This is a genomic window from Kineococcus terrestris (assembly GCF_041020755.1).
GTDB classification, from domain to species: domain Bacteria; phylum Actinomycetota; class Actinomycetes; order Actinomycetales; family Kineococcaceae; genus Kineococcus; species Kineococcus terrestris.
The window spans coordinates 128,205-154,545 of sequence record NZ_JBEUEI010000003.1 but is presented as its reverse complement, the minus strand read 5'-3'; the positions used below and the strand labels follow the sequence as shown (position 1 = coordinate 154,545).

Genomic DNA, 26,341 nt, shown 5'->3' with positions numbered 1-26,341 from the left:
GCGATCCTCGTGGCTCACCACCCCCCGGACCCCCGAGACGAGGTTCCCGTGTCGATGCTGCGCGTCGCGCTGGTGCAGGCCGCCTGGACCGGCGACAAGGAGAGCATGCTCAGGGCGCACGAGGAGTACGCGCGCCGGGCCGCCGACGCCGGCGCCGGCATCGTGTGCTTCCAGGAGCTGTTCTACGGCCCCTACTTCGGCCAGGTGCAGGACGCCGCCTACTACGAGTACGCCGAGTCCGTCCCCGGCCCCACCGTCGCCCGGTTCCAGGAGATCGCCGCGCAGACCGGCACCGTGATGGTCCTGCCGGTGTACGAGGAGGAGCAGCCCGGCGTCCTCTACAACACCGCCGCCGTCGTGGACGCCGACGGCCGCTACCTGGGCAAGTACCGCAAGCACCACATCCCGCACCTGGACCGGTTCTGGGAGAAGTTCTACTTCCGCCCCGGGAACCTGGGCTACCCGGTGTTCGACACCGCGGTCGGCAGGGTCGGCGTCTACATCTGCTACGACCGGCACTTCCCCGAGGGCTGGCGCGCCCTGGGCCTGGCCGGCGCCGAGATCGTGTTCAACCCCAACGCCTCCAAGCCGGGCCTGTCGAACCGCCTGTGGGAGCTGGAGCAGCCCACCGCGGCCGCCGCCAACGGGTACTTCGTCGCCGTCCCCAACCGCGTCGGGCGCGAGGTGCAGGAGTTCGGCGAGGACGCGGTGCCGTTCTACGGCACCTCCTACGTCGTGGACCCGCGCGGCAACGTCGTCGGCGAGCGCGGCAGCTCCACCGACGACGAGCTGCTGCTGCGCGACATCGACCTGGACCTGATCCGCGAGGTCCGCAGCGACTGGCAGTTCTACCGCGACCGCCGGCCCGACAGCTACGGCGACCTGGTCCGGCCGTGAGCCGCACCCTCATCGCCGGGGGCACCCTCGTCTCGGCCACCGGGGCGACCCCCACCGACGTCCTCGTCGACGGCGAGCAGGTGGCCGCGCTGCTGGTCCCCGGCGGGGGCGACGCCTTCGCGGTCGACCGCCGGATCGACGCCACGGGCCTGTACGTCCTGCCCGGCGGCGTGGACGTGCACACGCACATGGAGATGCCGTTCGGCGGCACCGAGTCCTCCGACACGTTCGAGACGGGGACGCGCGCCGCGGCGTGGGGCGGCACCACGACGATCGTCGACTTCGCGGTGCAGCGCACCGGGGAGGTCGTCGAGGAGTCGCTGGCCCGCTGGCACGCCAAGGCGGAGGGGAACTGCGCCGTCGACTACGGCTTCCACATGGTGCTCGGCGGCGTCGACGAGGACTCCCTCGAGGCGATGGACTCCCTCGTCGCCCACGAGGGCGTCACGAGCTTCAAGCTGTTCATGGCCTACCCGGGGGTGTTCTACTCCGACGACGGGCAGATCCTGCGGGCCATGCAGCGCGCCGGGGACAACGGCGCGACGGTCATGATGCACGCCGAGAACGGCACCGCCATCGACGTCCTCGTCCAGCAGGCGCTGGCGCGCGGGGACGTGGACCCGGTGTTCCACGGCCTGACCCGCCCGGAGGCGATGGAGGCCGAGGCCGTCAACCGGGCGGTGCTGCTCGCCGAGGTCGCCGGCGGCACCCCCCTGTACGTCGTGCACGTGTCCGCCTCGCGGGCGCTGGCCCGCATCGCCGAGGCCCGCGCCTCGGGCGCGAACGTGTTCGCCGAGACCTGCCCGCAGTACCTGTACCTGACGCTGGAGGAGCACCTCGGCGCCGGCGGCCCGGGCAGCTTCGAGGGCGCCAAGTACGCCTGCTCCACCCCGCTGCGCAGCGGGCGCGAGTCCCACGCCGCGGACCTGTGGCGGGGCCTGCGCACCGACGACCTCGCCGTCGTCTCCACCGACCACTGCCCGTTCTGCTTCAAGGACCAGAAGGAGCTGGGGCGCGGGGACTTCTCGAGGATCCCCAACGGGATGGGCGGGGTCGAGCACCGGCTCGACCTGGTCCACCAGGGCGTCGCCGACGGGAAGCTGTCGCTGCAGCGGTGGGTCGAGACGTGCTCGACCACCCCGGCCCGGATGTTCGGCATGTACCCGCGCAAGGGCACGATCGCACCGGGCTCCGACGCCGACGTCGTGCTGTACGACCCGCGCGGCACCACCCGGATCAGCGCGACCACCCACCACATGAACATCGACTACTCGGCGTTCGAGGGTTTCGAGCTGACCGGCGCGGTGCGCACGGTGATGTCCCGCGGGCGCGTCGTCGTCGACGCCGGCCAGTACACCGGCAGCCCCGGCCACGGGCGGTTCGTCCGCCGCGGCCTGTCCCAGTACCTGCGCTGAGCGCCCCGAGGAGGAGGACCACCGTGGACTTCGGTGTCGTGCTGCAGACCACCCCGCCCGCCGCCCGGGTCGTCGACCTCGCGCAGCGGGCGGAGGCGTACGGGTTCAGCCACGTGTGGACGTTCGACTCCCACGTGCTGTGGGAGGAGCCGTACGTGATCCACTCGGCCGTCCTGCAGGCCACCCGCAAGGTCGTCGTCGGGCCGATGGTCACCAACCCCGCCACCCGCGAGTGGTCGGTGACCGCCTCGACGTACGCGACGCTCAACGAGATGTACGGCCCGCGCACGATCTGCGGCATCGGCCGCGGCGACTCCGCGGTGCGCACCCTGTCCGGGAAGCCGACGACGCTGGCGGCGCTGCGCGAGAGCGTGCACGTCATCCGGGAACTGGCCAACGGCCGGCCCGTCGAGCACCGCGGGCGGACCGTCCGGCTGCCGTGGGCGCTCGACCACGGCCCCGCCCACCAGACCGAGGTGTGGGTCGCCGCCTACGGGCCCAAGGCGCTGCAGCTGACCGGGGAGGTCGCCGACGGCTTCATCCTGCAGCTGGCCGACCCGGACATCGCCGCCTGGACCATCAAGACCGTCCGCGAGGCCGCCGAGCGCGCCGGCCGCGACCCGATGGCGGTCAAGGTGTGCGTGGCCGCCCCCGCCTACGTCGGCGACGCCTCCGGCGCCAGCATCGAGCACCAGCGCGAGCAGTGCCGGTGGTTCGGCGGGATGGTCGGCAACCACGTCGCCGACCTCGTCGCCCGCTACGGCGAGGGCGGCTCCGGGGACAACCCCGTGCCGGCCGCCCTCACCGACTACGTCAAGGGCCGCGAGGGCTACGACTACAACCAGCACGGGCGCGCCGGGAACACCCACGCCGCGTTCGTGCCCGACGAGGTCGTCGACCGGTTCTGCCTGCTGGGCGACGCCGCCGACCACGTCGCCCGGCTGCGCGACCTGGCGGCCCTGGGCGTCGACCAGTTCGCCCTGTACCTGCAGCACGACGCCAAGGAGCAGACGCTGCGCGCCTACGGCGACGTCGTGATCCCGGCCCTGGCGCCCGTCGTGGCGGCCGTCTCGTGAGGGGCCGCGCGTGAGCGAGCTGCTCGCCACCGAGGTCGCGCGCGAGGACCAGCAGCGCGAGCTGCCCCGCCCGGCGCGGGTCCCCGCGGCGGTGCGGCGCACCGCGACCGCGCTGCTGGGAGTGGCCGTCCTCCTCGTCGTCTGGGAGCTGTACCGGGCGCTGGGGCCGGTCACCGGCGTCGAGGTCGGCGGCCAGCGGGTCCTGCCCCGCGCCGACCCGCGCTCCATGCCGGGCGTCCTGGACGTGCTGCGCACGCTCGGCGAGCCGGAGGTCGCGGTCCCCGGCTCGCGCACCGTGGGGCAGGCCGTCCTGGCCGCCTGCTGGGGCACGTTCCGCACCGCGGCCGGCGGCTGGCTGCTCGGGGCGGTGGTCGGGATCGCGCTGGCGCTGCCCATGCAGCGGTTCCGCCTCGCCGAGCGCGGGCTGCTGCCGTGGGTGGTCCTCAGCCAGACCGTCCCCGTCATCGCCGTCGCCCCGCTGGTCGCCGCCTGGGGCGGGCGCCTGCAGCTGACGCCGACGCTGACCTGGCAGCCGTGGACGTCGGTCGTCGTCATCTCCGCCTACCTGGCGTTCTGCCCCGTCGCCCTCGGCGCCCTGCGCGGCCTGCAGTCCCCCTCCCCGGCCGCGACCGAGCTGTTCACCGCGTGCGCGGCCACCCCCCGCCAGACGCTGCTGCGGTTGCGGGTCCCGTCCGGCCTGCCGTTCCTGGTCCCCGCGCTGCGGCTGGCGGCCGCGCAGGCCGTCGTCGGCTCGATCGTCGCCGAGATCTCCACCGGTACCCGCGGCGGCGTGGGCCGCCTCGTCCTGGAGTACGCCCAGCAGGCGACCTCCTCCCCCGGCCGGCTGTACGCCGCCGTCCTGGGCGCGGCCCTGCTCGGCCTGGCCGCCGCCGCCCTCGTCTCCGTCCTCGACGTCGCCCTGCTGCGGCGCCACCGACCGCTGGAGGCCCCGCGATGACCGCCGCCGTCCGCACCACCGGCCTCGACGTGCGCTTCGAGACCGAGCGCGGTCCCGTCCAGGCGCTGAGCGGGATCGACCTCGACATCGCCCCCGGGGCGTTCGTCTCCCTCATCGGCCCCTCCGGGTGCGGCAAGTCCACCCTGCTGCGCTGCATCGGCGACCTCGTGCAGCCCACCGCCGGCGAGGTCACCGTCGGCGGCCTGAGCGCGCACGAGGCGCGCCTGGCCCACCGCTACGGCATCGCGTTCCAGTCCGCCGGGCTGCTGGACTGGCGCAGCGTGCAGCGCAACGTGGAACTGCCGCTGGAGCTGCACGGCGTCGGCCGGCGCGAGCGCGCCGCGCGCGCCCGGGAACTGCTGGAGCTGGTCGGCCTGGGCGACGTCGCGCGCTCGCGGCCGGCCGAGCTGTCGGGCGGCATGCAGATGCGGGTGGCGATCGCCCGCGCGCTGGCGGAGGAACCGCCGCTGCTGCTGATGGACGAACCCTTCGGCGCGCTGGACGAGATGACCCGCGAGCACCTGCAGGCCGAGCTGCTGCGCCTGTGCGAGCGCACCGGCACGACGGTCGTGTTCGTCACCCACTCCATCGCCGAGGCGGTGTTCCTGTCCACGCAGGTCGTCGTCATGTCCGCCCGCCCGGGCCGCGTCGTGCGCGTCGTGGACGTGGACCTGCCCGGCCGCGACGAGGACGCCCGCGAGCACCCGGCGTACTTCGCCGCCATCACGGAGGTGCGCGAGGCCCTGCGCGGGCGCTCCGGCCCTCCCGTCGCTCCCTCGACGCCCGCGGCCCGGAGCGCGGAGCGGTGAGCACCCGCGCGCAGCTGCTGCTGCCCCCCGTCGTCGTCGGCGTCGCGCTCCTCGTGGCCTGGCAGGTCGTCGTGGTCGCCGGCCGGGTCGCCACGTTCGTGCTGCCCTCGCCGCTGGCGATCGCCGCGGCGTTCGGGACGGTCGCCCCGGACGTCGCGCGGGCGGCCGCCGCGACGGGCCTGACCGCCGCGATCGGCCTGCTGGCCGGGTCCCTCGCGGGGATCGTCGCCGCGGTCCTGGCCGCGCGGCTGCGCCTGCTCGACGAGGTCCTGACCCCGCTGTCGGCGGCCGCGAACGCCATGCCGATCGTCGCCCTGGCACCGGTGTTCAACGCGCTGTTCGGCTCCACCAGCCCGGTGCCGCGCCGGCTCGTCGTGGCCGTGGCGGTGTTCTTCCCGCTGTTCGTCAACACCGCGCGCGGGCTGCGGCGCGTCTCGCCCGTGCACGCGGAGCTGATGCGCTCGCTGGCGGTCGGCGGGTGGGCCGTGACCCGGCACGTGCGCCTGCCGGGCGCGGTGCCGTTCGTGTTCACCGGCCTGCGCCTGGCCTCCTCGCTGGCCGTCATCGCCGCGGTGGTCGCCGAGTACTTCGGCGGGCGCCAGGACGGGCTCGGCTCGCGCATCACCTCCGCCGCCAGCGCCACCGCCTACCCGCGCGCGTGGGCCTACGTCCTCGGGGCCGTCCTGCTCGGCCTCGCCTCCTACCTCGCGGCCCTGCTCGCCGAGCGGCTGCTGTCCCCCACGACCCCCTCCAGGAGGACCCGGTGACCCGCACCCCGACGATCGCCCGCCGCACCGCCCTGCTGGGCGCCGCCGGCGGCGCCCTCGCCCTCGGCGCCGCCGCGTGCGGCAGCGCCGACCAGGAGCAGCCCGCCGCCGCCGCGCCCGGCGCCGACGGCCTGACCCCGGTGCGGCTGCAGCTGCAGTGGGTCACCCAGGGGCAGTTCGCCGGCTACTTCGCCGCCCTCGACCAGGGCTACTACGCCGACGAGGGCCTGGACGTGCAGATCCTCGAGGGCGGCGCGGACATCGTCCCGCAGACGGTCCTGGCCCAGGGCCAGGCCGACTACGCCATCGCCTGGGTGCCCAAGGCGCTGGCCTCCCGCGAGCAGGGCGCGATGATCACCAACGTGGCGCAGGTGTTCCAGCGCTCGGGGACCCTGCAGGTCTCCTTCGCCGACGCCGGGATCGGCGACGTGGCCGCGCTGCGCGGGCGCACCGTCGGCAACTGGGGCTTCGGCAACGAGTACGAGCTGTTCGCCGCGATGACGGCCGCCGGGCTGGACCCCAGCGGCGACGTCACCCTCGTGCAGCAGCAGTTCGACATGCTCGGCCTGCTGCAGGGCGACATCGACGCCGCGCAGGCCATGACCTACAACGAGTACGCGCAGCTGCTGGAGGCCGAGGACCCCGCGACGGGCGAGCTGTACCGGCCCGAGGACTTCACCGTCCTGGACTGGAACGAGGTCGGCACCGCGATGCTGCAGGACGCGGTGTGGGCCAGCTCCGACCGGCTGGGCGACAGCGCCTACCAGGAGCAGACCGTCGCCTTCCTCAAGGCCAGCCTCAAGGGGTGGGCGTACGCCCGCGACGAGCCGGAGGCCGCCCGCGACGTCGTCGTGGCGCGGGGCTCCACCCTCGGCGCCAGCCACCAGCTGTGGCAGGTCAACGAGGTCAACAAGCTCGTCTGGCCGTCCCCCGACGGCGCCGGGCTCGTCGACCCGGAGGCGTGGGAGCGCACCGTGCGGATCGCGCTGGAGACCCGCAACGCCGAGGGGCAGACCGTCATCAGCGCCGAGCCGGACGAGGAGGCGTGGACGGACGAGTACGTGCGCGAGGCGCTGGACGCCCTGCGCGCCGAGGGCGTCGACGTGACCGGCGAGTCCTTCAGCCCGCTGACGGTGACGCTCGAACCCGGCGGCGCCTGAGCGACGGCCGGCCCGCCGCCCCCCCGGCGTGCGGGCCGGCGCGCGCGGGCGTAGGCAGGGGCCGTGGACACGCGCGACCTGCTGCTGGAGGCCTACGGGCGCATCCCTCCCCTCGTGCGCGCCGCCGTGGACGGCGCGGACGAGGACCTGCTGGCGGCCCGGCTGGACCCGGAGGGCAACACCGTCGCCTGGCTGGTGTGGCACCTGACCCGCGTCCAGGACGACCACCTGTCGGAGCTGATCGGCGCCGAGGACGTGTGGACGGCCGACGGCTGGGCGGGCCGGTTCGCGCTGCCGCTCGACGACGCGGAGACCGGCTACGGCATGGACGCCGAGCGGGTCGGGCTCGTGCGGGCCGGCGCCGACCTGCTCACCGGCTACCACGACGCCGTGCACGAGCGCACGACCGACTACCTGCGCACGCTGTCCGGTGACGACCTGGACCGCGTCGTCGACGAGCGCTGGGACCCGCCCGTGACGCTGGGCGTGCGGCTGGTCAGCGTGCTGGACGACGACCTGGAGCACGCCGGGCAGGCCGCGTTCCTGCGCGGCACCCTGGAGCGCCGCTGACGCCTCACCCGCCGGTCCCCGGACCCGCGCGGGGGTCGACGGCGGAGGACGGCAGCGTCCGCTCGAGGCGCAGCGTCCCCGCGCCCGCGAGCGCGGTGAGGACGGCCAGCGCCAGCCAGGGGGCGGCGGCGTCCACGGCGAACAGCGTCGTGAAGAACGCCGGCGCCACGAGCGAGGCGACGGCGAAGGAGTACTGGAAGCTCGCCAGGTAGCGCCCGCGCGCGGCCGGCGGCGCGGTGGCCGAGGCGAGCGCCGTGGAGGCGGGGGCGTGCAGCAGCTCGGCGGCCGTCGCGAGCAGCGTGACCGCCGCGAGCGCCACGGCCAGCGGGACCGCCGCCGCCGGTCCGAGGACCGCCAGAGCCAGCGCCCACAGCGTCCACAGGGCGGCCGCGAGGGCGACGACGCGGGTGCGCCGGTGCCGCGGCAGGCGGGCGCCCACGGGTGCGGCCAGCGCGGCCACCAGCGCCGCGTTGCCGGCCAGGACGGCCGCCGTCAGCCACGCCGGTCCCAGCAGGTGCCGCTGCACCACCGTCGGCAGGGCCAGCCCGAGCAGCAGGCTGGCCAGCGCGAAGACGGTGTTGAGCACCACCAGGGCGAGGAACGGCCGGTCGCGCACGAGGTCGCGGTACCCGCCCGCGGGCGCCACCGCCCGCCCCGCGCGGCTGCCGGGCGCGCGCACGAACACGGCGATGAGGACGGCGGCCAGCGCGAACCCCGCCCCGGCGGCCAGCGCCACCGCCCGGTACGTGCCGGGGCGCCCGTCGCCGACGACGACGCCGGTGAGCAGGCCGCCCGCGGCCAGGCCCGCGGTGCGGGCGCCGTTGGCCAGGGAGAACCACGCGTCGGCGGAGCGCCCGGACGGGTCGCCGTCGGCGTGGTCGGCGACCAGGGTGAACACCGCCGACCAGAACGCGCGCACACCGACGGCGACGACGGTCGCGGCGGCCAGCACCCCGGCGGCCGAGGTGACGTGGGCGTGCGCGAGGAAGCCCGCGGCCTGGGCCAGCTGGGCGGCCACGACGACCGGGCGGGCGCCGACGCGGTCGACGAGGGCGCCCACCCACACCGGCACCGGCAGGGCGACCGCGTTCGCGACGGTCAGCAGGAGGCCCAGCGGCCCCAGCTCCACGTCGGTCGTGCGCAGGAAGAACACCAGGGACAGGGGCAGGAACAGCCCGTTGCCCAGGGAGTCCACCGTCAGGGCCGCGACCAGGACGGCTCCGCCGCGCGAGCGCCCGGGAGGCGGGTTCGGGACCACGGTCGGGCATCCTGCCCCGGACGCACGACGGCCCCCCACCCGTGCGGGTGGGGGGCCGTCGTCGCGGCTCGGGTCAGAGACGCGTGACCTGGCTGGCCTGCGGGCCCTTCTGGCCCTGCGTGACCGTGTACTCGACGCGGTCGTTCTCCTCGAGCGAGCGGTAGCCGGAGCCGGTGATCTCGCTGAAGTGGACGAACACGTCGGCCGAGCCGTCCTCGGGGGCGATGAAGCCGTAGCCCTTCTCGCCGTTGAACCACTTGACGGTGCCCTGGGCCATGGTGGCCTCCTCTTGGTGTTGGTGCGCTCCCGCGGGGGGAGCTCGTCGTCGAGGGGCCTACCAGGTGGAAAGCTTCGCGAAACCCTCGAGAACATCCTCGGGGTGCTGTGAACACGTCGAGAACTGCGACTCGGCGTCGACGCTAGCACCCCGTGCGCCCCGGTGGCGACCTCGGTGCCGGGCCGGGCCGCCGCCGGTGGTGCTCAGGCGCGCAGCTGCGCGGCCAGCGGGCAGCTGAACGGGTGGCGGGCCGCGAGCCCGACCTCGTTGAGGTACCGCACGATCGAGCGGTAGGAGGAGAGCAGGCCCTCCTCGGTGTAGGCGATGCCGTGCTCGGCGCAGAAGCGCTGCACGAAGGGGCGGGCCCGGCGCAGGTTCGGCCGCGGCATGCTCGGGAACAGGTGGTGCTCCACCTGGAAGTTCAGCCCGCCCATCACCAGGTCGACGAACCAGCCGCCGCGCACGTTGCGGGAGGTCAGCACCTGGCGGCGGATGAAGTCGACCTTCGCCTCCCGCGGCACGACGGGCATGCCGACGTGGTTGGGCGCGAACGCGCCGCCCATCGCCACGCCGAAGGCGGCCATGTGGACGCCGAAGAAGGCGGCGCCGCGGCCGGGGCCGAGCAGCAGCACCAGGGCCGCCAGGTAGACGGACCAGTGGGTGGCGATGAGGGCCACGTCCAGCCAGCGCCCCTTGGCGCGGCGGCTGGAGGACACGAGCGAGCGGGCGCTGGCCGCGTGCAGGTTCAGGCCCTCCAGCAGCAGCAGCGGCAGGAAGAACCAGCCCTGGTGGCGGGTGAACCAGCGCAGCGGCCCGCGGCGGGAGGCGGCGGCCTCGGGGTAGAAGGAGACGACGCCCGACTCCACGTCGCCGTCGGTGCCCAGCTTGTTGGGCGCCTGGTGGTGGCGGGTGTGCTTGCCCATCCACCAGCCGTAGCCCAGGCCGTTGAGCAGGGCGGCGAAGACGCGCGCGGCCCACTCGTTGCCCCGGTGCGAGGCGAAGATCTGCCGGTGCGCGCCGTCGTGGCCGAGGAAGGCGAACTGGGTCAGGACGCCGGCCAGCGCGACCGCGAGCAGCAGCACCAGCCAGGAGTCGCGCAGCAGGACCGTCCCGGTCAGGACGGCCGCGAAGGCGGCGCTCGTGGCGGCGATGCGGACCCAGTAGCGCCCGGTGCGCCGCTGCATGAGGCCGGCGGCCTGCACCTGCGCCGTCAGCTGGGCGTACGGGGTGACGGGGCGCCGGCGCTCGCGGGCGGGGCCGCCCGGCGCCTCGGGGGTGGTGGTCGTCACGGGGCCTCCCGGCCTGGTCGGGGCCGGTGCGTGCACCGGCTCGCGGTGCAGTGCCCGGGGAGGGTGACCCGTGAGGAGCACGGCGGTGCGTCGTGAGCGGACCGCGGAGCCCGCACGCGACCACGCTAACGCCCCGCACGGCCCCGGCGCGCCCGCAGGCGCCCCCCGGCCGGGGGTCACGCGGGTGTCGCGGGGCCCGGCGGGCGCCGCCGACCGGGTCATCCCCCTCCGCCCGCGCCGCCGGGCGTGACTACCCTCGTCCGGTGCCCTTCCCGGGCACGACGACCGTCACGGGGAGAGACCGTCGAGTGAGCCAGTCCACCGCCCACGGCCGCGCCGGGTCCGCGCACGACGGGACCGGGCACGACGGGACCGGTCACGGGGCCGGGCACGGCAGCGGCGACGAGGTGGCCCGCGAGGACGCCCACGTCGGCGAGCTGTACGCGCGGCTGGACGCGCTGCGCGAGCAGACGGCCGAGCAGCTGGCGCAGGTGCGCCGCACGCGGGCCACCGGCACCCACCAGAGCCGCTTCGAGCGCGACGCCTTCGCCACCCTGTACGAGGACCGCCTGTCCCAGCTGTGGTCGGTGGAGAACCGGCTGTGCTTCGGCCGCCTGGACCTGCGCGAGGGCGTGGCCGACCCGCGCCGCTACGTGGGGCGGCTGGGACTGGCCGACGAGCGGGGCAACCAGCTGCTGGTGGACTGGCGCGCGCCCGCGGCGCAGGACTTCTACCAGGCCACCGCGGCCTCCCCGCGCGACGTGGTGCGCCGCCGGCACCTGCTGACGCGCGGCCGGCACGTCACCGGCGTCGACGACGAGGTCCTCGTGGCCGGCGAGGGCGAGCGCACCACGGGCGACGCGGCCCTGCTGGCCGCGGTCAGCGCGCCGCGCACGGGCCGCATGGGCGACATCGTCGCCACGATCCAGGCCGAGCAGGACCGCGTGATCCGCGCCTCCGAGCGCGGCGTCCTCGTCGTGCAGGGCGGCCCGGGCACCGGCAAGACCGCCGTGGCGCTGCACCGCACCGCCTACCTGCTGTACACGCACCGCGACCGGCTGGCGCGCAGCGGGGTGCTGCTGCTGGGCCCGAGCCCGGTGTTCCTGCGCTACGTCGAGCAGGTGCTGCCCGCGCTGGGCGAGACGGGCGTGGTGACGATGACGCTGGGCGAGATGGTCCCCGGCGTCGTGGCGCGCGGGCAGGACGGGCCCGCCGCCGCGGCCGTCAAGGGCGACCTGCGGATGGTGGACGTCCTGGCCGCCGCGGTCGCCGCCCGCCAGCGGGTGCCGCAGCGGGCGGTGCGCCTGGACCTGGACGGCTCCCGCGTCCTGCTGCGCCCGGACGCGGTGGCCTCGGCCCGCACCCGGGCGCGGCGCTCGCGCAAGCCGCACAACGCCGCGCGGGTCGTCTTCGTGCGCGAGGTCCTCGACGGGCTCGTGCAGCAGCTGGCCCGCGCGCGCGGGGCGGACCTGGCCGAGGAGCGCGAGGACCTGCTGGCCGAGCTGCGCGCGTCCGTGGACGTGCGCCGCGAGGTCAACCTGTGCTGGATGCCGCTGACGCCGCAGAAGGTGCTCGCGGCGCTGTACCGCAGCCCGCAGCTGCTGGAGCGGACCGGTCACGGGCTGGGCGCCGACGAGCGCGCCGCCCTGCACCGCGAGGACGCGGCGGCGTGGACGGAGGCCGACGTCCCGCTGCTGGACGAGCTGGCGGAGCTGCTGGGCCCGCTGGAGGAGGCGGGGGCCGCCGAGCAGCAGCGCGCCGCCGACCGCGAGCAGCAGCTGGCCCACGCGCGCCGCGTGCTGGAGGACTTCGAGAGCTCCGGGGTGGGCAACCCGCTGGTGACCCCGGAGCTGCTGGCCGACCGCTTCTCCGCCGACGGGCCGACCGGGACGGTCGCCGAGCGCGCCGCCGCGGACCGCACGTGGGCGTACGGGCACGTGGTCGTCGACGAGGCCCAGGAGCTGTCGCCGATGGCGTGGCGGCTGGTGGAGCGGCGCTGCCCGTCGCGGTCGATGACGCTGGTCGGCGACGTGGCGCAGACGTCGAACCCGGCCGGCGCGCACAGCTGGGCGCAGGCGCTGAAGCCGGTGGTGGACGACCGCTGGCGCCTGGAGGAGCTGACCGTCAACTACCGCACGCCGGCGCGCATCGCGCGGGTGGCCGCGGACGTGCTGGCCGCCGCGGGGATCGACGCCGTCCCCCCGACGCCCGTGCGCGAGGGCGAGCACGACCCCGTCGCCGTCCCGGTGTCCGGCGCCGGCGACGTCGTCGCGGCCGTGCTCGCCGAGCTGGAGCGCCTGGACGAGGGCCGGCTGGCGGTGCTGACCGCGGACGCCGACGGCCCGCTGGGCGCCGACGCGCTGCGCGCGGCGGTGAGCGCGGCGCTGCCCCCCGGCTCGGTGGCGGCCTCGGCGGACGACCTGGACGCGCGGGTGGGCGTCCTGGACGTGCAGCGGGCCAAGGGCCTGGAGTTCGACGTCGTCCTCGTCGTCGAGCCGGCCGCCGTGCTGCGCCGCCCGCGCGGGGCGAACGACCTGTACGTGGCGCTGACGCGCGCCACGCAGCGGCTGCTCCTGCTGCACGCCGAGCCGCTGCCGCCGGGCACGCGCTCGGTGCGGGCGGCCCAGCGGTCGGGTCAGTAGTCGACGCGGAAACCGCCGATCAGCGTCACGGCGTTGCCGTCGGGGTCGTGCAGGGGGCACAGCCGCACACCCCGCGAGGCCTCCCGCACCTCCCCCGGCGCCAGCCCCCGCGCCACCAGCTCGGCGCGGTGCGCGTCGAGGTCGTCGACGGCGAGGTTCAGCTGCGAGCGCCCCGCGCGCTCGGCGTCGGCGAACACCTGCACCCAGCCGCCGGGGACGACCTGCCACTCGGCCAGCGAGGGCATCGGCCGGTTGTCCGGGGGCCGGCCGAGCAGGCGCTCGTACCAGGCGGCGGCGGTGGGCAGGTCGCCGACGGCGACGACGGACAGGACGTGCTGCACACTCACGGGTCCTCCTCGGCCGGGGTCCGGTGCTGGACGCGGTACCGGGTGGTGACCCGCGCGGGCGCCCGGACTCACCGGTGGACGCTCAGCGCCCCGTCCACAGCCGCACGGCCAGCACCAGCCCGGCCAGCGCGATGAGCACCCGCAGCACGCGCGCGTCGACGCGCCGCACGATCACCGGGCCGAGGCGGCCGCCGAGGTAGCAGCCGGCGCCGAGGGCGAGGGCGGCGGCCCACTGCACCGGCCCGAACAGCGCGAACCCCACCGCGGCGACCGTGTTCGCGGCGCCCGTCATGAGGTTCTTCAGCGCGTTGTTGCGGGCCAGCGACTGCTCGTGCAGGACCTCCACCAGCGCGAGCATCAGCACGCCCGCCGCGGCGCCGAAGTACCCGCCGTACAGGCCGACCGCGAACAGCGCCAGCAGCACCAGCGGGTTGCGCGCGGACACCCGGCCGGGCCGCAGGCGCTGCACCCGCGGCTGCAGCAGCAGCACGAGGGAGGCGCCGGCGACGAGGAAGGGGACGACGACCTCGAAGGTGTCCGCCGGCAGCGCGAGCAGCAGGACCGCCCCGGTGGCCCCGCCCGCGGCCGCGACCGGCAGCAGCCGCGCCAGGCGCCGCCCCTGCCCGCGCAGCTCGGGGCGCGAGCCGGCGGCGGCGCCCACGGTGGTCCCGAACAGGGCGACGGTGTTGGTGACGTTGGCCGCCAGCGGCGGCAGCCCGGCGACCAGCAGCGCCGGGTAGGAGACCAGCGAGGCCAGGCCGGCCGTCGACCCGACGAGCCCGGCCCCCGTCCCGGCGAGCAGGAGCAGGAGCAGCTCGGTCGCGGACACGGTGCTCCAGGGTGCCGCACCGCGCGGCGCGTCCCGCGCGAGGTCCACCGGGACGTCGTCACCAGGTCGCCGACAGGTCCTCCTCGGGGTCTCCCGCCGTGTCGGACCTCCGTGCTTGTCTGTGACCGTGACCACATCGACCGCCACCAGCTCCGTGCCCGGCGGGGTCGCGCCCGCCGACCTCGAACCGCGCCTCGCCGCCCACCGCGGCGAGCTCACCGGCTACTGCTACCGGATGCTCGGGTCCGCCTTCGACGCCGAGGACGCCGTCCAGGAGACGCTGCTGCGCGCCTGGAGGAGCATCGACGGCTTCGAGGGGCGCTCCGCGCTGCGCTCCTGGCTGTACCGGATCGCCACCAACGTGTGCCTGACGATGCTCGAGGGCCGCACGCGCCGCGCGCGGCCGATGGACCTGTCCGCCACGGCGTGGGAGCCGGTCGAGGCGTCGCTGGCGGCCCGCCGCCCGGAGGACACCTGGCTGGAGCCGATGGTCGACGCCCGGGTGCTGCCGGAGGCGGGCGACCCCGCCGACGTCGCGGTGGCTCGCGAGTCGGTGCGGCTGGCGTTCGTGGCCGCCCTGCAGCACCTGCCCCCGCGCCAGCGCGCCGTCCTGGTGCTGCGCGAGGTGCTGCGCTGGCGGGCCGAGGAGGTCGCCGAGCTGCTGGGCACGACGACGGCGTCGGTGAACTCCGCCCTGCAGCGCGCCCGCGCCACGCTGGCCACCCGCCCCGACGTCGACGCTCCGCCGGCGCCCCTGGACGAGCGCCACCGGAAGCTCCTCGACGAGTACGTCGCCGCCTTCGAGAGCTACGACATGCAGCGCTTCGTCGCCCTGCTGGCCGACGACGTCACCCAGAACATGCCGCCGTTCGAGCTGTGGCTGGAGGGCGCCGACGACGTCGTGGCCTGGATGCGCGGCCCGGGCCGGCAGTGCGAGGGCTCCGTCCTGAAGCCGGTCGCCCTCAACGGCGGCCCCGCGTTCGCGCACTGGAAGCCGGTGGGGCCCGGCGGTTCCCTCGTGCCGTTCGCGCTGCAGGCCCTGGAGCTGCGCGACGGGCGGATCCACCGGATCACCTCGTTCCTCGACACCCGCCTGTGGGACCTGTTCGGGATCGACCGCACGCCACCCGCCCGGACCTGACACCGGCGGGCGCGGGTGGTGGGACAGTGGGGCACCGTCCCCGCACCCCCGACCCTCAGGAGCGACCGTGCCGAGCCCGAGCGCGCCCACCCTGGAGTCCGTCGCCGCGCGCGCCGGCGTCTCGCGCGCCACGGCGGGGCGGGTGCTGGCCGGGTCGACGAAGGTCAGCCCCGCGGCCCGCGAGGCCGTGCTGCACGCGGCCGCGGAACTGCGCTACGTCACCAACCAGGCGGCGCGGGCGCTGGTGACCCGCCGCAGCGGCTCGGTGGCGCTCGTCGTCGTCGAGCCCGTGGAGCGGTTCTTCTCCGACTCCTACTTCCCGCTGGTGCTCAGCGGTGCGCAGAGCGTGCTGGCCCAGCGCGAGGTGCAGCTGGTGCTCGTGACGCTGTCCACGGCCGCCGAGCGCGAGCGGTTCGAGCGCTACGCGCGCGGCGGGCACGTCGACGGCGCGATCCTCGTCTCGGTGCACGGGCCGGACCCGCTGCCGGACCACCTGCGCGAGGCCGGCATCCCGGTGGTGCTCTCGGGCCGGCCCTACGACGACGCCTCCGCGGTGCCGTGGGTGTCGGCCGACAACGTCGGCGGGGCGCGCGTGGCCGCGCGCCACCTGCTGGAGTCCGGCTGCCGCCGGGTGGCGACGGTGACCGGCCCGATGGACATGCGCGTGGGCCAGGACCGCCTCGCGGGCTTCGAGGAGGAGCTGCGGGCGCACCGGCGCCGGCCCTCGCGCCGGCTGGTCGCCACGGGCGACTTCAGCGTGGCGGGCGGGCGCGCGGCCACCGAGGAGCTGCTGGGGCGCCTGCCCGACCTCGACGGGCTGTTCGTCGCCAACGACCTCATGGCCGCCGGGGCGCTGCAGGCGCTGGCCGCGGCCGGCCGCAGCGTGCCCGGGGACGTGCGCGTCGTCGGTTTCGACGACGCGCCGCTGGCGGCCGCGGCCACCCCGCCGCTGACGACCGTGCACCAGCCGGTCGTGGAGATGGGCCGGGAACTGGCGCGGATGCTGCTGGTGATGGTCGACGGCTCCCCCGCCCCGGCCCCGGTCGTCGTGGGCACCGAGCTGGTGCGGCGCGCCACCGCCTGACCCCACCCGTCCGCCGCCCCCGCCGGACCGTCCGGACGGGGAGCCGCCCGGGTCCGGGTGAGCACTTCCCCCGAGGGTGTTGACACCCGCCGTGGTTCCCGTCACTCTGGTGCGACCCCGTGAGAGCGCTCTCAACTCCACCGCACCACCAGTGAGAGCGCTCTCTCGCACAGACCGATCGACGACGATCAGCCCCGACGGCGGGGCCTGCGAGGAGATCAGCCATGTCCCTGGAGAAGAAGACCCTGGCCGGAGCGGCTGCCCTCGTCTCGGGCGCCCTCCTGCTCACCAGCTGCAGCTCGGCGGGCGCCGACACCGAGAGCAGCGGCACCACCGCCGACGGCAAGACCGTCATCAGCGTCGCGCTGTTCGGCACGATGGGCTTCGAGGAGTCCGGCCTGTTCGACCGGTACGAGGAGCTCAACCCCGACATCGAGATCCAGTACGAGTCGACGCAGGGCGAGTCGAAGTACTGGCCGGCGCTGCAGACCAAGCTGCAGTCCGGCACCGGCCTGGCCGACGTCCAGGGCATCGAGGTCGCCCGCATCGCCGACGTCGTGGCCAACCAGTCCGACAAGTGGGCCGACCTGAGCCAGTTCGAGACCGCCGACCAGGTCCCGAACTACCTGGAGTGGAAGGCCGACGCCGCCACCACCGCCGACGGCAAGGTCCTCGCCCTGGGCACCGACATCGGCCCGATGGGCATCTGCTACCGCAGCGACCTGCTGGAGCAGGCCGGCCTGCCCACCGACCCGGCCGAGCTGGCCACGGCGATGACCGACTGGGACGCCTACCTGGACCTGGGCCGCCAGTACCAGGCCGCCGCCCCGGCGGGTTCCGCCTGGACCGACTTCAGCGGCGGTCTGTACAACGCGATCGTCTCCACCGAGGAGACCATCTACTACGACGAGTCCGGCGAGCCGGTCTGGGACACCAACCCCGCCGTCCGCGAGGCCTTCGACACCGCCGCCGAGGCCGGTCAGGAGGGCCTGACCGCCAAGCTGGAGCAGTTCAACGACCCGAACTGGGACCCCGGCTTCGCCTCCGGCGCCTTCGCCACCATCGCCTGCCCGTCCTGGATGATCGGCTACATCAAGGGCAAGGCCGGTGACGCCGGTTCCGGCCTGTGGAACGTCACCTCGCTCCCCGGCGGCGCCGGCGGCAACTGGGGCGGCTCCTACCTCGCGATCCCGGAGGCCTCCGAGAACAAGGAGGAGGCCGCCAAGCTCATCAAGTGGATGACCGACGCGGAGCAGCAGGCCGAGGTCTTCACCAACGTCGGCAACTTCCCGTCCAACACCCAGGGCATCGAGCTCGTCGGCGACACCACGGACGAGTACTTCCAGGGCGCGCCCATCGGGCAGATCTTCTCCGACTCCGCGCAGGCGGCCCCGACCCAGATCCTGGGCGAGGGCGACGGCGTCATCAAGACGGCCCTGACCCAGGCCCTGCTGTCGGTCGAGGCCAACGGCGTCAGCCCGGACGAGGCGTGGGCGAACGCCGAGTCCGAGATCAGCAACCAGATCGGCTGAGCCGAGCCGGACACGGAGCCGGCCGGCGGGTCCCCCGCCGGCCGGCTCCCCCTCCCCCGCCAGGCCCCGTCGACCAGGAGACGACATGACCACCTCCACCACCACCACCTCACCGCCCGCACCGGCCGGCCCACCGCCGCGGGTGGTCGTGGCGGAGAAGCTCACGTGGAAGCAGCGGCTGTTCCGCGCGGAGGAGAAGGGCGCCCCGTACGCCTACATCGCCCCGTTCTTCCTCCTCTTCCTCGCCTTCGGCCTCTTCCCGCTGGTCTACACGGCGTGGATCAGCCTGTACGAGCAGAAGCTGGGGTCGTCGACCTCGACGTTCGTGGGCCTGGACAACTACCGTTGGCTGTTCGAGAACGAGAAGTTCTGGAACTCGCTGTGGCGGACGCTGACCATCGGCGTCCTGTCCACGGTCCCGCAGCTGATCTTCGCGCTCGTGCTGGCGCACGCCCTGAACTACCGGATGCGCGGGCGCAACTTCTTCCGCATCTCCATGATCATGCCCTACGCCACCTCGGTGGCGGCGGCGACGCTGGTGTTCGCGCAGATCTTCGGCCGCGACGCCGGGTTCGCCAACTGGGTGCTCTCCTTCTTCGGCGTCGACGCGATCGACTGGCGCAACGGCGACTGGACCGCCCAGCTGGCCATCGCGGTCATCGTGACCTGGCGCTGGACCGGCTACAACGCCCTCATCTACCTGGCGGGCATGCAGTCCATCTCGCAGGACCTGTACGAGTCCGCCTCGCTGGACGGCGCCAACCGCTGGCAGCAGTTCTGGCACATCACGCTGCCGGGCCTGCGCCCGACGATCCTGTTCACGGTCGTCGTCTCCACCATCGGCGCCACCCAGCTGTTCGCCGAGCCGCTGCTGTTCGGCGGCGGCACCGCCAACGGCGGCGCGCTGAACCAGTACCAGACCGTGACGCTGTTCATGTACCAGCAGGGCTGGACCTTCGGGTTCCTCGGGCGGGCCGCCGCGATCGCCTGGGTCACCTTCCTCATCATCATCCTGCTCGTCGCGGTCAACACGTCCATCGCCCGGATGCGCGACCGCGACCCCGCGCAGGCCGCCGCCAGGAGGGCCCGCCGGGCCGCCGCGAAGGGAACCCGCTGATGGCCACCACGACCGCCGTGCAGCAGGCGTCGATCGCCGCGCCGATGCCGGAGGGCCGCAAGCGCCGCTACCGGGCGCCCGACCAGGCCGGGCCGTTCACCTACGTCCTGCTGGCCGTGACGGCGTTCCTGTTCATCGTGCCCTTCTACTACATGATCGTCGCGGGCAGCCGGCCCATGGCGGAGATGAACCGGACGCCGCCGCCGTGGCTGCCGGGCCCTGACCTGTGGTCGAACATGGTCAAGGCGTTCCAGCAGCAGAACATCGGCCTGGCCGTGTGGAACTCCTTCCTCGTCTCCGCGGCGATCACCGTCGCCACCCTGCTGTTCTGCACGCTGGCCGGCTTCGCGTTCGCCAAGCTGCGGTTCAAGGGCCGCTCGACGTTCTTCGGCATCACCATCGCGACGCTGATGATCCCGCCCACGCTGGGCGTCGTGCCGCTGTACATGGTCATGGCCGACCTGCAGCTGACCGGCAACCTGTGGTCGGTGATCCTGCCGACGATGGTCACGGCGTTCGGCGTGTTCTTCATGCGCCAGTACCTCGTGCAGACGCTGCCCGACGAGCTGCTGGAGGCCGCGCGCATGGACGGCGCCACCTCCACCCGCACGTTCTTCAGCATCGTCCTGCCCATCGCCCGGCCCGGCATGGCCGTCCTGGGGATGCTCACGTTCATGACGGCCTGGAACGAGTTCTTCTGGCCGGTCATCGCGCTGAACTCCTCCAACCCCACCGTCCAGGTCGCGCTGAACAACCTCGGCAGCGGCTACGTCCCGGACCAGTCGGTCATCATGGCCGGCACCCTCGTCGGCACGCTGCCCGTGATCGTCGTCTTCCTGATCATGGGGCGGCAGATCGTCAACGGGATCATGGCCGGCGCCGTCAAGGGCTGACCCGCCCGCCCGTCCCAGCCCGAGACCCACGACCCGAGAGGAGGCGGGCCGCGCCCCGCGGCCCGACCGGCATGACCACCACCGAAGAACCCGCCACCACCACCGCGGCCGTCCCCGCCGCCCGCCCCCAGCCCCGCGAGGGCGTGCGCGCCTTCCCGCCCGGCTTCGTCTGGGGCACCGCCACCGCCGCCTACCAGGTCGAGGGCGCCGCCGAGGAGGACGGGCGCACCCCCTCGATCTGGGACACCTTCAGCCGCACCCCCGGCAAGGTCCTGGGCGGCGACACCGGCGACGTCGCCGACGACCACTACCACCGCTTCCGCGAGGACGTGGCGCTCATGCAGCGCCTGGGCCTGCGCGCCTACCGGTTCTCCGTGGCCTGGCCGCGCATCACCCCGCAGGTGAGCGCCGACGCCCTGGGCCCGGTCAACCCCGCGGGCCTGGAGTTCTACAGCACCCTCGTCGACGAGCTGCTCGCCGCGGGCATCGAGCCGGCCGTCACGCTCTACCACTGGGACCTGCCGCAGGCCCTGGAGGACGCCGGGGGCTGGACGAACCGCGCCACCGCCGAGCGCTTCGCCGAGTACGCGGGGATCGTCGCCGGCGCCCTGGGTGACCGCGTCAAGACCTTCATCACCCTCAACGAGCCGTGGTGCTCGGCCTACCTCGGCTACGCCTCCGGCGTGCACGCGCCCGGGCGCACCGACCAGGCCGCCGCCCTCACCGCCGTGCACCACCTCAACCTCGCCCACGGGCTGGGCGCCGCCGCCGTGCGCGCCGCGGCCCCCGGCGCGCGGGTGGCGCTGACGCTGAACCTGGCGTGGGTGCGCACGGACCGCGGCACCGACGCCGACCACGACGCGGTCCGCCGCGTCGACGGCCTGCAGAACCGCGTGTTCCTCGACCCCGTCCTGCGCGGCAGCTACCCGGCCGACGTGCTGGCCGACACGGCCTCCGTCACCGACTGGTCGTTCGTGCGCGAGGGCGACCTGGAGCTGGTGCACCAGCCGCTGGACGTCCTGGGCGTGAACTACTACAGCCCCACCGTCGTGCGGCACTGGGACGGCGCGGCGCCGCGCGCCGAGGCCGACGGGCACGGCGCCTCCACGCACAGCCCGTGGCCGGCGTGCGAGGACGTGGAGTTCCCCGAGCTGCCCGGGCACAAGACCGCGATGGGCTGGAGCGTCGACGCCCGCGGCATGCGCGAGCTGCTGCTGCGGATGCACGCCGAGCACCCCGGCCTGGAGCTGCTGGTCACCGAGAACGGCGCGGCCTACCCCGACGTCCTCGTCGACGGCCACGTCGACGACGCCGACCGGATCCGCTACCTGCGCGACCACCTGGGCGCCGTGCTCGACGCCGTGGAGGCCGGCGCCCCGGTGCGCGGGTACTTCCTGTGGTCCTTCCTCGACAACTTCGAGTGGGGCTACGGGTTCTCCAAGCGGTTCGGCATCGTCCACGTCGACTACGACACCCAGGTGCGCACCCCCAAGGACAGCGCCTGGTGGTACTCCGGCGTCATCGGCGCCAACGCCCTGCCCACCGGGGACTGAGCGGCGGGCGAGCGGCGGCGGGCGCCCGTACCCTCGTGCGGTGCCCGCCGCCACCCCGCGCACGCTCGCCGAGGACCTGCGGGCGCGCCCCGACGAGGGGCTGGAGGAGCTGCTCGCCCTCCGGCCCGACCTCGTCTCCCCCCTGCCGACCTCGACGACCGCGCTGGCGGCGCGCGCGACGACCCGCGCCAGCGTCCAGCGGGCCCTGGACGCGCTGGACTCCCCCGCCCTGCAGGTCGCCGAGGTCCTCGCGGTCCTGCCCGGCCCGGTGGGCGTGGGCGCCGTCTCGCGGGCGTGGGGCGCGAAGGCCGGCGAGCAGGTGGACCGGCTGCGCCGGCGGGCGCTCGTGTGGGGCACCGACCGGCGCCTGCACCTCGTGCACGCCGTGCGCGACCTGCTGGGCCCGCACCCGGCCGGGCTGGGCCCGTCGCTGGCCGACGCCCTGGGCCGGCGCTCGCCGCAGCGCCTGGCCGAGCTGCTGGAGGACCTGGGCCTGGAGGTCAGCCACGACCCCGAGACGGCGCTGCCCCGCCTGGCCGCCCACCTCGGCGACGCCGACGTGCTGGCGGACCTGCTGGGACCGGCGCCCGAGGGCGTGCGGGCGCTGCTGGACCGCCTGATGTGGGGCCCGCCCACCGGCGCGGTCGAGCGCGCCGACCGGCAGGTGCGCACGGCCACCTCCAGCACCCCCGTCGACTGGCTCCTGGCGCGCGGGCTGCTGGCCGTGTCCGGGCCGGGCACCGTCGTCCTGCCCCGCGAGGTCGGCCTCGCGCTGCGCGGCGGGCGCGTGCACCGCGCCCCCGACCGCGAGCCGCCGCCGCTGCCCGCGGCGGCGCGCCGACCGGCGCTGGTCGCCGGCGGGTCCGCCGAGGCCGCGGCCGAGGCCGTCCGCCTCGTCGACGCCCTGTGCTCCCTGTGGTCGGACGCCCCGCCGCCGGTGCTGCGCGCCGGCGGGGTGGGCGTGCGCGAGCTGCGCCGCACCGGCACCGCCCTGGAGGTCGACGAGACCACCACCGCGCTGGTGGTCGAGCTCGCCCACGCCGCCGGGCTCGTCGCCGACGACGGCGACGTGGAGCCGCGCTGGCTGCCGACCCCCGCCTACGACGACTGGCGCGAGGAGGACGTGCCGCGCCGCTGGCGCGTCCTGGCCGCCGCCTGGCTGGCGACCACCCGGGTGCCCGGGCTCGTCGGCAGCCGCGACGCCCGGGACGCCCCCCGCAACGCGCTCGGCGCCGACCTGGACCGCGCCGCCGCCCGCGCCGTGCGCCGCGAGGTGCTGGACCTGCTCGCCTCGGCACCGGCCGACCACGCCGTCGAGGCCGACGCGGTCGTGGCGAGGCTGCGCTGGCGGGCGCCGCGGCGCACCGGACGGCTGCGCGAGGACGTGGCCCGCTGGAGCCTGCGCGAGGCCGGCTGGCTGGGCGTGCTGGGCGCCGGGGCGCTGTCCGCGGCCGGGCGCGCGCTGCTGGCCGGTGACGAGGAGGACGCCGAGCGGGCGCTGGCCGCCGCGCTGCCCGTGCCCGTCACCGAGGTGCTGCTGCAGGCCGACCTGACGGCCGTGGCGCCCGGCCCGCTGCGCGCCGACCTGGCCCTCCGGCTCGGCGCGGTCGCGCGGGTGGAGAGCCGCGGCGGCGCGACCGTCTACCGCTTCGACGACGCCAGCGTGCGCCGCGGCCTGGACGAGGGACTGACCGCCGACGACGTCCTGTCCTTCCTGGCCGGGGTCTCGGCCACGCCCGTGCCGCAGCCGCTGGAGTACCTCGTGCGCGACGTGGCCCGCCGCCACGGCCGCGTGCGGGTCGGGCGGGCCGGGGCGTACGTGCGGGCGGAGGACCCGGCGCTGCTGGCCCAGCTCCTCGCCGACCGCCGCTGCGCCGGGCTGGGGCTGCGGCTGCTGGCGCCCACCGTGCTGGCCGCGGCCGCCGGCCCCGAGGAGGTCCTGGCCGCGCTGCGCGCCGCCGGGGTCGCCCCCGCCGCCGAAGGGCCCGACGGCGAGCTGCTCGTGCGCGCCGCCGAGCAGCTGCGCACCCCGCCGCGGCCCGCGCCGCGCCCGGCGGCCGGCGAGCCGGGGCCGCCGGCGCCCGTCCTGCTCACCGCCGCGGTGCGGGCGCTGCGCGCCGGGGACGAGGACGCCGCCGCCGGCGAGCAGCGCCGCGCCGCGCACGCCGACGCCCCGCCGCTGCCGCCGCTGGACCCGGCCACGTCCCTGGCGCTGCTGCGCGAGGCCGCCGGGCAGCGCCGGGCCGTGTGGGTCGGCTACGTCGACGCCGACGGCCTCGGCAGCCGGCACCTCGTCGAACCCGTCGGGGTGGACGGCGGGCGGGTGACCGCCTACGACCGCGCCTCCGGCGCCGTGCGCTCCTTCTCGGTGCACCGCGTCACCGGCGTGGCCGCCGCGAGCTGACCCCGGCGGCCCGGCCCCTGGCCCGCCGGCGGGTGGGGCCGGCGGCCAGCGCGGGCGCCGCGCCCGCCCGCCCCCAGGGCTACCGTCGTCCGGTGACGACGTCCCCGCCGCCCGCGCCGCACCCGCCGCCCGCGCACCCCGCGCACCCCGCGCCACCCGCCCCCGCCCCCGGCGCGGCGCACGCGGTGCTGTGGACGGGCATCGGCTCGCTGGTGCTGCTCGGCACGGGGCTGGGCTGGGTCGCAGCGATCGTCGCGCTCGTCCTGGCCCCCGGCGCGCGCCGCGCCGTGGCCGCCGCTCCCCCGCCGCCGGGGGCGCCGCCGGGCGCACCGCCGGCCGGGCGCGGGCTCGTCACGGCGGGCGTGGCGTGCGCGTGGGCGACCCTGGCGCTGACGCTGCTGCTCGTCCTGCTCGTCGTCGTGTGGGCCGCCGCCCTGTGGCAGCTGCTGCAGGGCGTCGCCCCCGCGCCCCTGGACGTCGGCGGCACCGTGGACGTCTGAGCGCGGCTGAGCGCGGCGGGAAGCCGCGCGCCCGCCGCGCCGTTGCACCCTGGAGCACCCCGGTGAGCACCCGGGAGGACCCGCCCCCGACCCCCTGGAGCCCCGGCCCGTGAACGACGGCCCCCTCATCGTCCAGAGCGACAAGACGCTGCTGCTCGAGGTCGACCACCCCCGCGCCGCCGCCGCGCGCGCCGCCATCGCGCCCTTCGCCGAGCTGGAGCGCGCCCCCGAGCACGTGCACACCTACCGGCTGACGCCGCTGGGCCTGTGGAACGCCCGCGCCGCCGGGCACGACGCCGAACAGGTCGTCGACGTGCTGCTGGAGTTCTCCCGCTACTCGGTGCCGCACGCCCTGCTGGTCGACGTCGCCGAGACGATGGCCCGCTACGGCCGCCTGCAGCTGGTCGCCGACCCCGAGAACGGCCTCGTCCTGCGCGCGCTGGACGCGCCCGTGCTGGAGGAGGTGCTGCGCTCGAAGAAGGCGGCGCCGCTGCTCGGGCAGCGCCTGAGCGGCGACACCGTGCTCGTGCACCCCAGCGAGCGCGGCAACCTCAAGCAGGTGCTGCTGAAGCTGGGCTGGCCCGCGGAGGACCTGGCCGGCTACGTCGACGGCGAGGCGCACCCGGTGGACCTGGCCGAGGACGGCTGGACGCTGCGGCCCTACCAGTCGCAGGCCGTCGACGGCTTCTGGCACGGCGGCTCCGGCGTCGTCGTCCTGCCGTGCGGGGCGGGCAAGACCCTCGTGGGGGCCGCCGCGATGGCCCGCGCGCGCGCCACCACGCTGATCCTCGTCACCAACACGGTCTCCGCGCGCCAGTGGCGCGACGAGCTGCTCAAGCGCACCTCGCTGACCGAGGACGAGATCGGCGAGTACTCCGGCGCCCGCAAGGAGGTCCGCCCCGTCACGATCGCCACCTACCAGGTGGTGACGACCAAGCGGAAGGGCGTCTACCCGCACCTGGAGCTGTTCGACGCGCGCGACTGGGGCCTCATCGTCTACGACGAGGTCCACCTGCTGCCCGCGCCGATCTTCCGGATGACCGCCGACCTGCAGGCGCGCCGCCGGCTGGGCCTGACGGCGACGCTCGTGCGCGAGGACGGCCGCGAGGGCGACGTGTTCTCGCTCATCGGCCCCAAGCGCTACGACGCGCCGTGGAAGGACATCGAGGCGCAGGGCTACATCGCGCCCGCCGACTGCGTCGAGGTGCGCGTCACGCTGCCCGAGCACGAGCGGCTGCTGTACGCCACGGCCGACGACGAGGACCGCTACCGCCTGTGCGCGACGTCGGCGGAGAAGTCGCGGGTGGTGGAGAAGCTCGTCGCCCAGCACGCCGGGGAGCCGACGCTCGTCATCGGCCAGTACATCGAGCAGCTGGACGACCTGGCCGCGCGGCTGGACGCCCCCGTCGTCAAGGGCGACACCAGCGTCAAGGAGCGCCAGCGGCTGTTCGACGCGTTCCGCGCCGGGGAGGTGAGCACCCTGGTGGTGTCCAAGGTGGCGAACTTCTCGCTGGACCTGCCGGAGGCGAAGGTCGCCATCCAGGTCTCGGGCGCGTTCGGCTCGCGCCAGGAGGAGGCTCAGCGCCTGGGCCGCGTCCTGCGCCCCAAGGGCGACCACGGCTCGGCGCGCTTCTACACGGTCGTCTCGCGGGACACCAAGGACCAGGACTTCGCCGCCCACCGGCAGCGGTTCCTGGCCGAGCAGGGCTACGCCTACCGGATCGTGGACGCCGACGACATCGACGGCGGCGTGCCGGACGCGGACGGCGTGCTGCCGGGCTGACCGCCGCCGCCCGCGCCGGGGGTCCCGGCGCGGGCGGTGG

General features: G+C 75.7%; 23 protein-coding genes. 18 read left to right on the top strand and 5 right to left on the bottom strand.

What is annotated here, in order from left to right; genetic code table 11:
- Positions 1-54 precede the first annotated feature (54 nt).
- From AB8M62_RS03350 to AB8M62_RS03315, 8 genes are all read left to right on the top strand, one after another.
- The gene (locus AB8M62_RS03350) at positions 55-897 is read left to right on the top strand and encodes a nitrilase-related carbon-nitrogen hydrolase (protein ID WP_369052561.1); all 843 of its coding nucleotides are present in this window, start codon (positions 55-57) and stop codon (positions 895-897) included.
- Positions 894-2,312 (top strand): dihydropyrimidinase, encoded by a 1,419-nt coding sequence (hydA, locus tag AB8M62_RS03345; protein ID WP_369068642.1) that lies wholly within the window; start codon positions 894-896, stop codon positions 2,310-2,312. Before AB8M62_RS03350 ends, hydA begins: the two co-directional genes overlap by 4 nt.
- 23 nt (positions 2,313-2,335) lie before the next feature.
- Positions 2,336-3,388 (top strand): TIGR03842 family LLM class F420-dependent oxidoreductase, encoded by a 1,053-nt coding sequence (locus AB8M62_RS03340; RefSeq protein WP_369052423.1) that lies wholly within the window; start codon positions 2,336-2,338, stop codon positions 3,386-3,388.
- 10 nt (positions 3,389-3,398) lie between these two features.
- Positions 3,399-4,346, top strand: a complete 948-nt coding sequence (locus tag AB8M62_RS03335) for an ABC transporter permease (RefSeq protein ID WP_369068641.1) — start codon at positions 3,399-3,401, stop codon at positions 4,344-4,346.
- A complete protein-coding gene (locus AB8M62_RS03330) occupies positions 4,343-5,155 on the top strand; it encodes an ABC transporter ATP-binding protein (protein WP_369052425.1) in 813 nt (270 codons plus the stop codon). The genes AB8M62_RS03335 and AB8M62_RS03330 overlap by 4 nt, the downstream gene beginning before the upstream one ends.
- Entirely contained in the window at positions 5,152-5,922 is a 771-nt protein-coding gene (locus AB8M62_RS03325) for an ABC transporter permease (protein ID WP_369052426.1), read from the top strand. The genes AB8M62_RS03330 and AB8M62_RS03325 overlap by 4 nt, the downstream gene beginning before the upstream one ends.
- Positions 5,919-7,082 (top strand): ABC transporter substrate-binding protein, encoded by a 1,164-nt coding sequence (locus tag AB8M62_RS03320; RefSeq protein ID WP_369068640.1) that lies wholly within the window; start codon positions 5,919-5,921, stop codon positions 7,080-7,082. Before AB8M62_RS03325 ends, AB8M62_RS03320 begins: the two co-directional genes overlap by 4 nt.
- A 63-nt stretch (positions 7,083-7,145) precedes the next feature.
- The gene (locus tag AB8M62_RS03315) at positions 7,146-7,652 is read left to right on the top strand and encodes a mycothiol transferase (protein WP_369068639.1); all 507 of its coding nucleotides are present in this window, start codon (positions 7,146-7,148) and stop codon (positions 7,650-7,652) included.
- Between the two features lie 4 nt (positions 7,653-7,656).
- Here AB8M62_RS03315 and AB8M62_RS03310 read toward each other — a convergent pair whose 3' ends face one another.
- The 3 genes from AB8M62_RS03310 to AB8M62_RS03300 form a co-directional block, all read right to left on the bottom strand.
- On the bottom strand, positions 7,657-8,910 hold the full coding sequence (locus AB8M62_RS03310; RefSeq protein WP_369068638.1) for an MFS transporter: 1,254 nt from the start codon (positions 8,908-8,910) through the stop codon (positions 7,657-7,659).
- Positions 8,911-8,983: 73 nt separating this feature from the next.
- Positions 8,984-9,187, bottom strand: a complete 204-nt coding sequence (locus tag AB8M62_RS03305) for a cold-shock protein (RefSeq protein ID WP_369052430.1) — start codon at positions 9,185-9,187, stop codon at positions 8,984-8,986.
- Between the two features lie 203 nt (positions 9,188-9,390).
- Positions 9,391-10,476, bottom strand: a complete 1,086-nt coding sequence (locus tag AB8M62_RS03300; RefSeq protein ID WP_369068637.1) for an acyl-CoA desaturase — start codon at positions 10,474-10,476, stop codon at positions 9,391-9,393.
- Between the two features lie 308 nt (positions 10,477-10,784).
- Between AB8M62_RS03300 and AB8M62_RS03295 the strand changes: the two genes are divergently transcribed.
- Positions 10,785-13,118 carry an ATP-binding domain-containing protein gene (locus AB8M62_RS03295; RefSeq protein WP_369068636.1) on the top strand — a complete coding sequence of 778 codons (2,334 nt, stop codon included), beginning with the start codon at positions 10,785-10,787 and terminating at the stop codon, positions 13,116-13,118.
- Here the strand turns inward: AB8M62_RS03295 and AB8M62_RS03290 are convergent.
- A complete protein-coding gene (locus AB8M62_RS03290) occupies positions 13,112-13,465 on the bottom strand; it encodes a VOC family protein (RefSeq protein ID WP_369068635.1) in 354 nt (117 codons plus the stop codon). The two genes, AB8M62_RS03295 and AB8M62_RS03290, sit on opposite strands and share 7 nt — an antisense overlap.
- Positions 13,466-13,547: 82 nt before the next feature.
- Positions 13,548-14,294 carry a sulfite exporter TauE/SafE family protein gene (locus AB8M62_RS03285; RefSeq protein WP_369068634.1) on the bottom strand — a complete coding sequence of 249 codons (747 nt, stop codon included), beginning with the start codon at positions 14,292-14,294 and terminating at the stop codon, positions 13,548-13,550.
- Positions 14,295-14,415: 121 nt separating this feature from the next.
- Between AB8M62_RS03285 and AB8M62_RS03280 the strand changes: the two genes are divergently transcribed.
- From AB8M62_RS03280 to AB8M62_RS03240, 9 genes are all read left to right on the top strand, one after another.
- Positions 14,416-15,435 carry a sigma-70 family RNA polymerase sigma factor gene (locus AB8M62_RS03280; RefSeq protein ID WP_369052434.1) on the top strand — a complete coding sequence of 340 codons (1,020 nt, stop codon included), beginning with the start codon at positions 14,416-14,418 and terminating at the stop codon, positions 15,433-15,435.
- Positions 15,436-15,502: 67 nt separating this feature from the next.
- The gene (locus tag AB8M62_RS03275; RefSeq protein WP_369052435.1) at positions 15,503-16,519 is read left to right on the top strand and encodes a LacI family DNA-binding transcriptional regulator; all 1,017 of its coding nucleotides are present in this window, start codon (positions 15,503-15,505) and stop codon (positions 16,517-16,519) included.
- A gap of 224 nt (positions 16,520-16,743) precedes the next feature.
- Positions 16,744-18,051, top strand: coding sequence for an ABC transporter substrate-binding protein (locus tag AB8M62_RS03270; protein WP_369052436.1), 1,308 nt, complete (start codon positions 16,744-16,746; stop codon positions 18,049-18,051).
- Positions 18,052-18,136: 85 nt separating this feature from the next.
- Positions 18,137-19,168, top strand: a complete 1,032-nt coding sequence (locus AB8M62_RS03265) for a carbohydrate ABC transporter permease (protein ID WP_369052437.1) — start codon at positions 18,137-18,139, stop codon at positions 19,166-19,168.
- The gene (locus AB8M62_RS03260; protein WP_369052438.1) at positions 19,168-20,061 is read left to right on the top strand and encodes a carbohydrate ABC transporter permease; all 894 of its coding nucleotides are present in this window, start codon (positions 19,168-19,170) and stop codon (positions 20,059-20,061) included. Before AB8M62_RS03265 ends, AB8M62_RS03260 begins: the two co-directional genes overlap by 1 nt.
- Positions 20,062-20,132: 71 nt before the next feature.
- The gene (locus tag AB8M62_RS03255; RefSeq protein WP_369052439.1) at positions 20,133-21,614 is read left to right on the top strand and encodes a GH1 family beta-glucosidase; all 1,482 of its coding nucleotides are present in this window, start codon (positions 20,133-20,135) and stop codon (positions 21,612-21,614) included.
- A gap of 40 nt (positions 21,615-21,654) precedes the next feature.
- On the top strand, positions 21,655-24,018 hold the full coding sequence (locus AB8M62_RS03250) for a helicase-associated domain-containing protein (RefSeq protein WP_369068633.1): 2,364 nt from the start codon (positions 21,655-21,657) through the stop codon (positions 24,016-24,018).
- 92 nt (positions 24,019-24,110) lie between these two features.
- Positions 24,111-24,518 (top strand): hypothetical protein, encoded by a 408-nt coding sequence (locus tag AB8M62_RS03245; RefSeq protein ID WP_369052441.1) that lies wholly within the window; start codon positions 24,111-24,113, stop codon positions 24,516-24,518.
- Positions 24,519-24,627: 109 nt separating this feature from the next.
- The gene (locus tag AB8M62_RS03240; RefSeq protein ID WP_369052442.1) at positions 24,628-26,301 is read left to right on the top strand and encodes a DNA repair helicase XPB; all 1,674 of its coding nucleotides are present in this window, start codon (positions 24,628-24,630) and stop codon (positions 26,299-26,301) included.
- Positions 26,302-26,341 lie beyond the last annotated feature (40 nt).

Excerpts from the sequence above, each read along its gene's own strand:
- AB8M62_RS03350 (WP_369052561.1), top strand. The coding sequence starts at position 55 with ATGCTGCGCGTCGCGCTGGTGCAGGCCGCCTGGACCGGCGACAAGGAG.
- AB8M62_RS03330 (WP_369052425.1), top strand. The coding sequence starts at position 4,343 with ATGACCGCCGCCGTCCGCACCACCGGCCTCGACGTGCGCTTCGAGACC.
- AB8M62_RS03305 (WP_369052430.1), bottom strand. The coding sequence starts at position 9,187 with ATGGCCCAGGGCACCGTCAAGTGGTTCAACGGCGAGAAGGGCTACGGC.
- AB8M62_RS03270 (WP_369052436.1), top strand. The coding sequence starts at position 16,744 with ATGTCCCTGGAGAAGAAGACCCTGGCCGGAGCGGCTGCCCTCGTCTCG.
- AB8M62_RS03265 (WP_369052437.1), top strand. The coding sequence starts at position 18,137 with ATGACCACCTCCACCACCACCACCTCACCGCCCGCACCGGCCGGCCCA.
- AB8M62_RS03260 (WP_369052438.1), top strand. The coding sequence starts at position 19,168 with ATGGCCACCACGACCGCCGTGCAGCAGGCGTCGATCGCCGCGCCGATG.
- AB8M62_RS03255 (WP_369052439.1), top strand. The coding sequence starts at position 20,133 with ATGACCACCACCGAAGAACCCGCCACCACCACCGCGGCCGTCCCCGCC.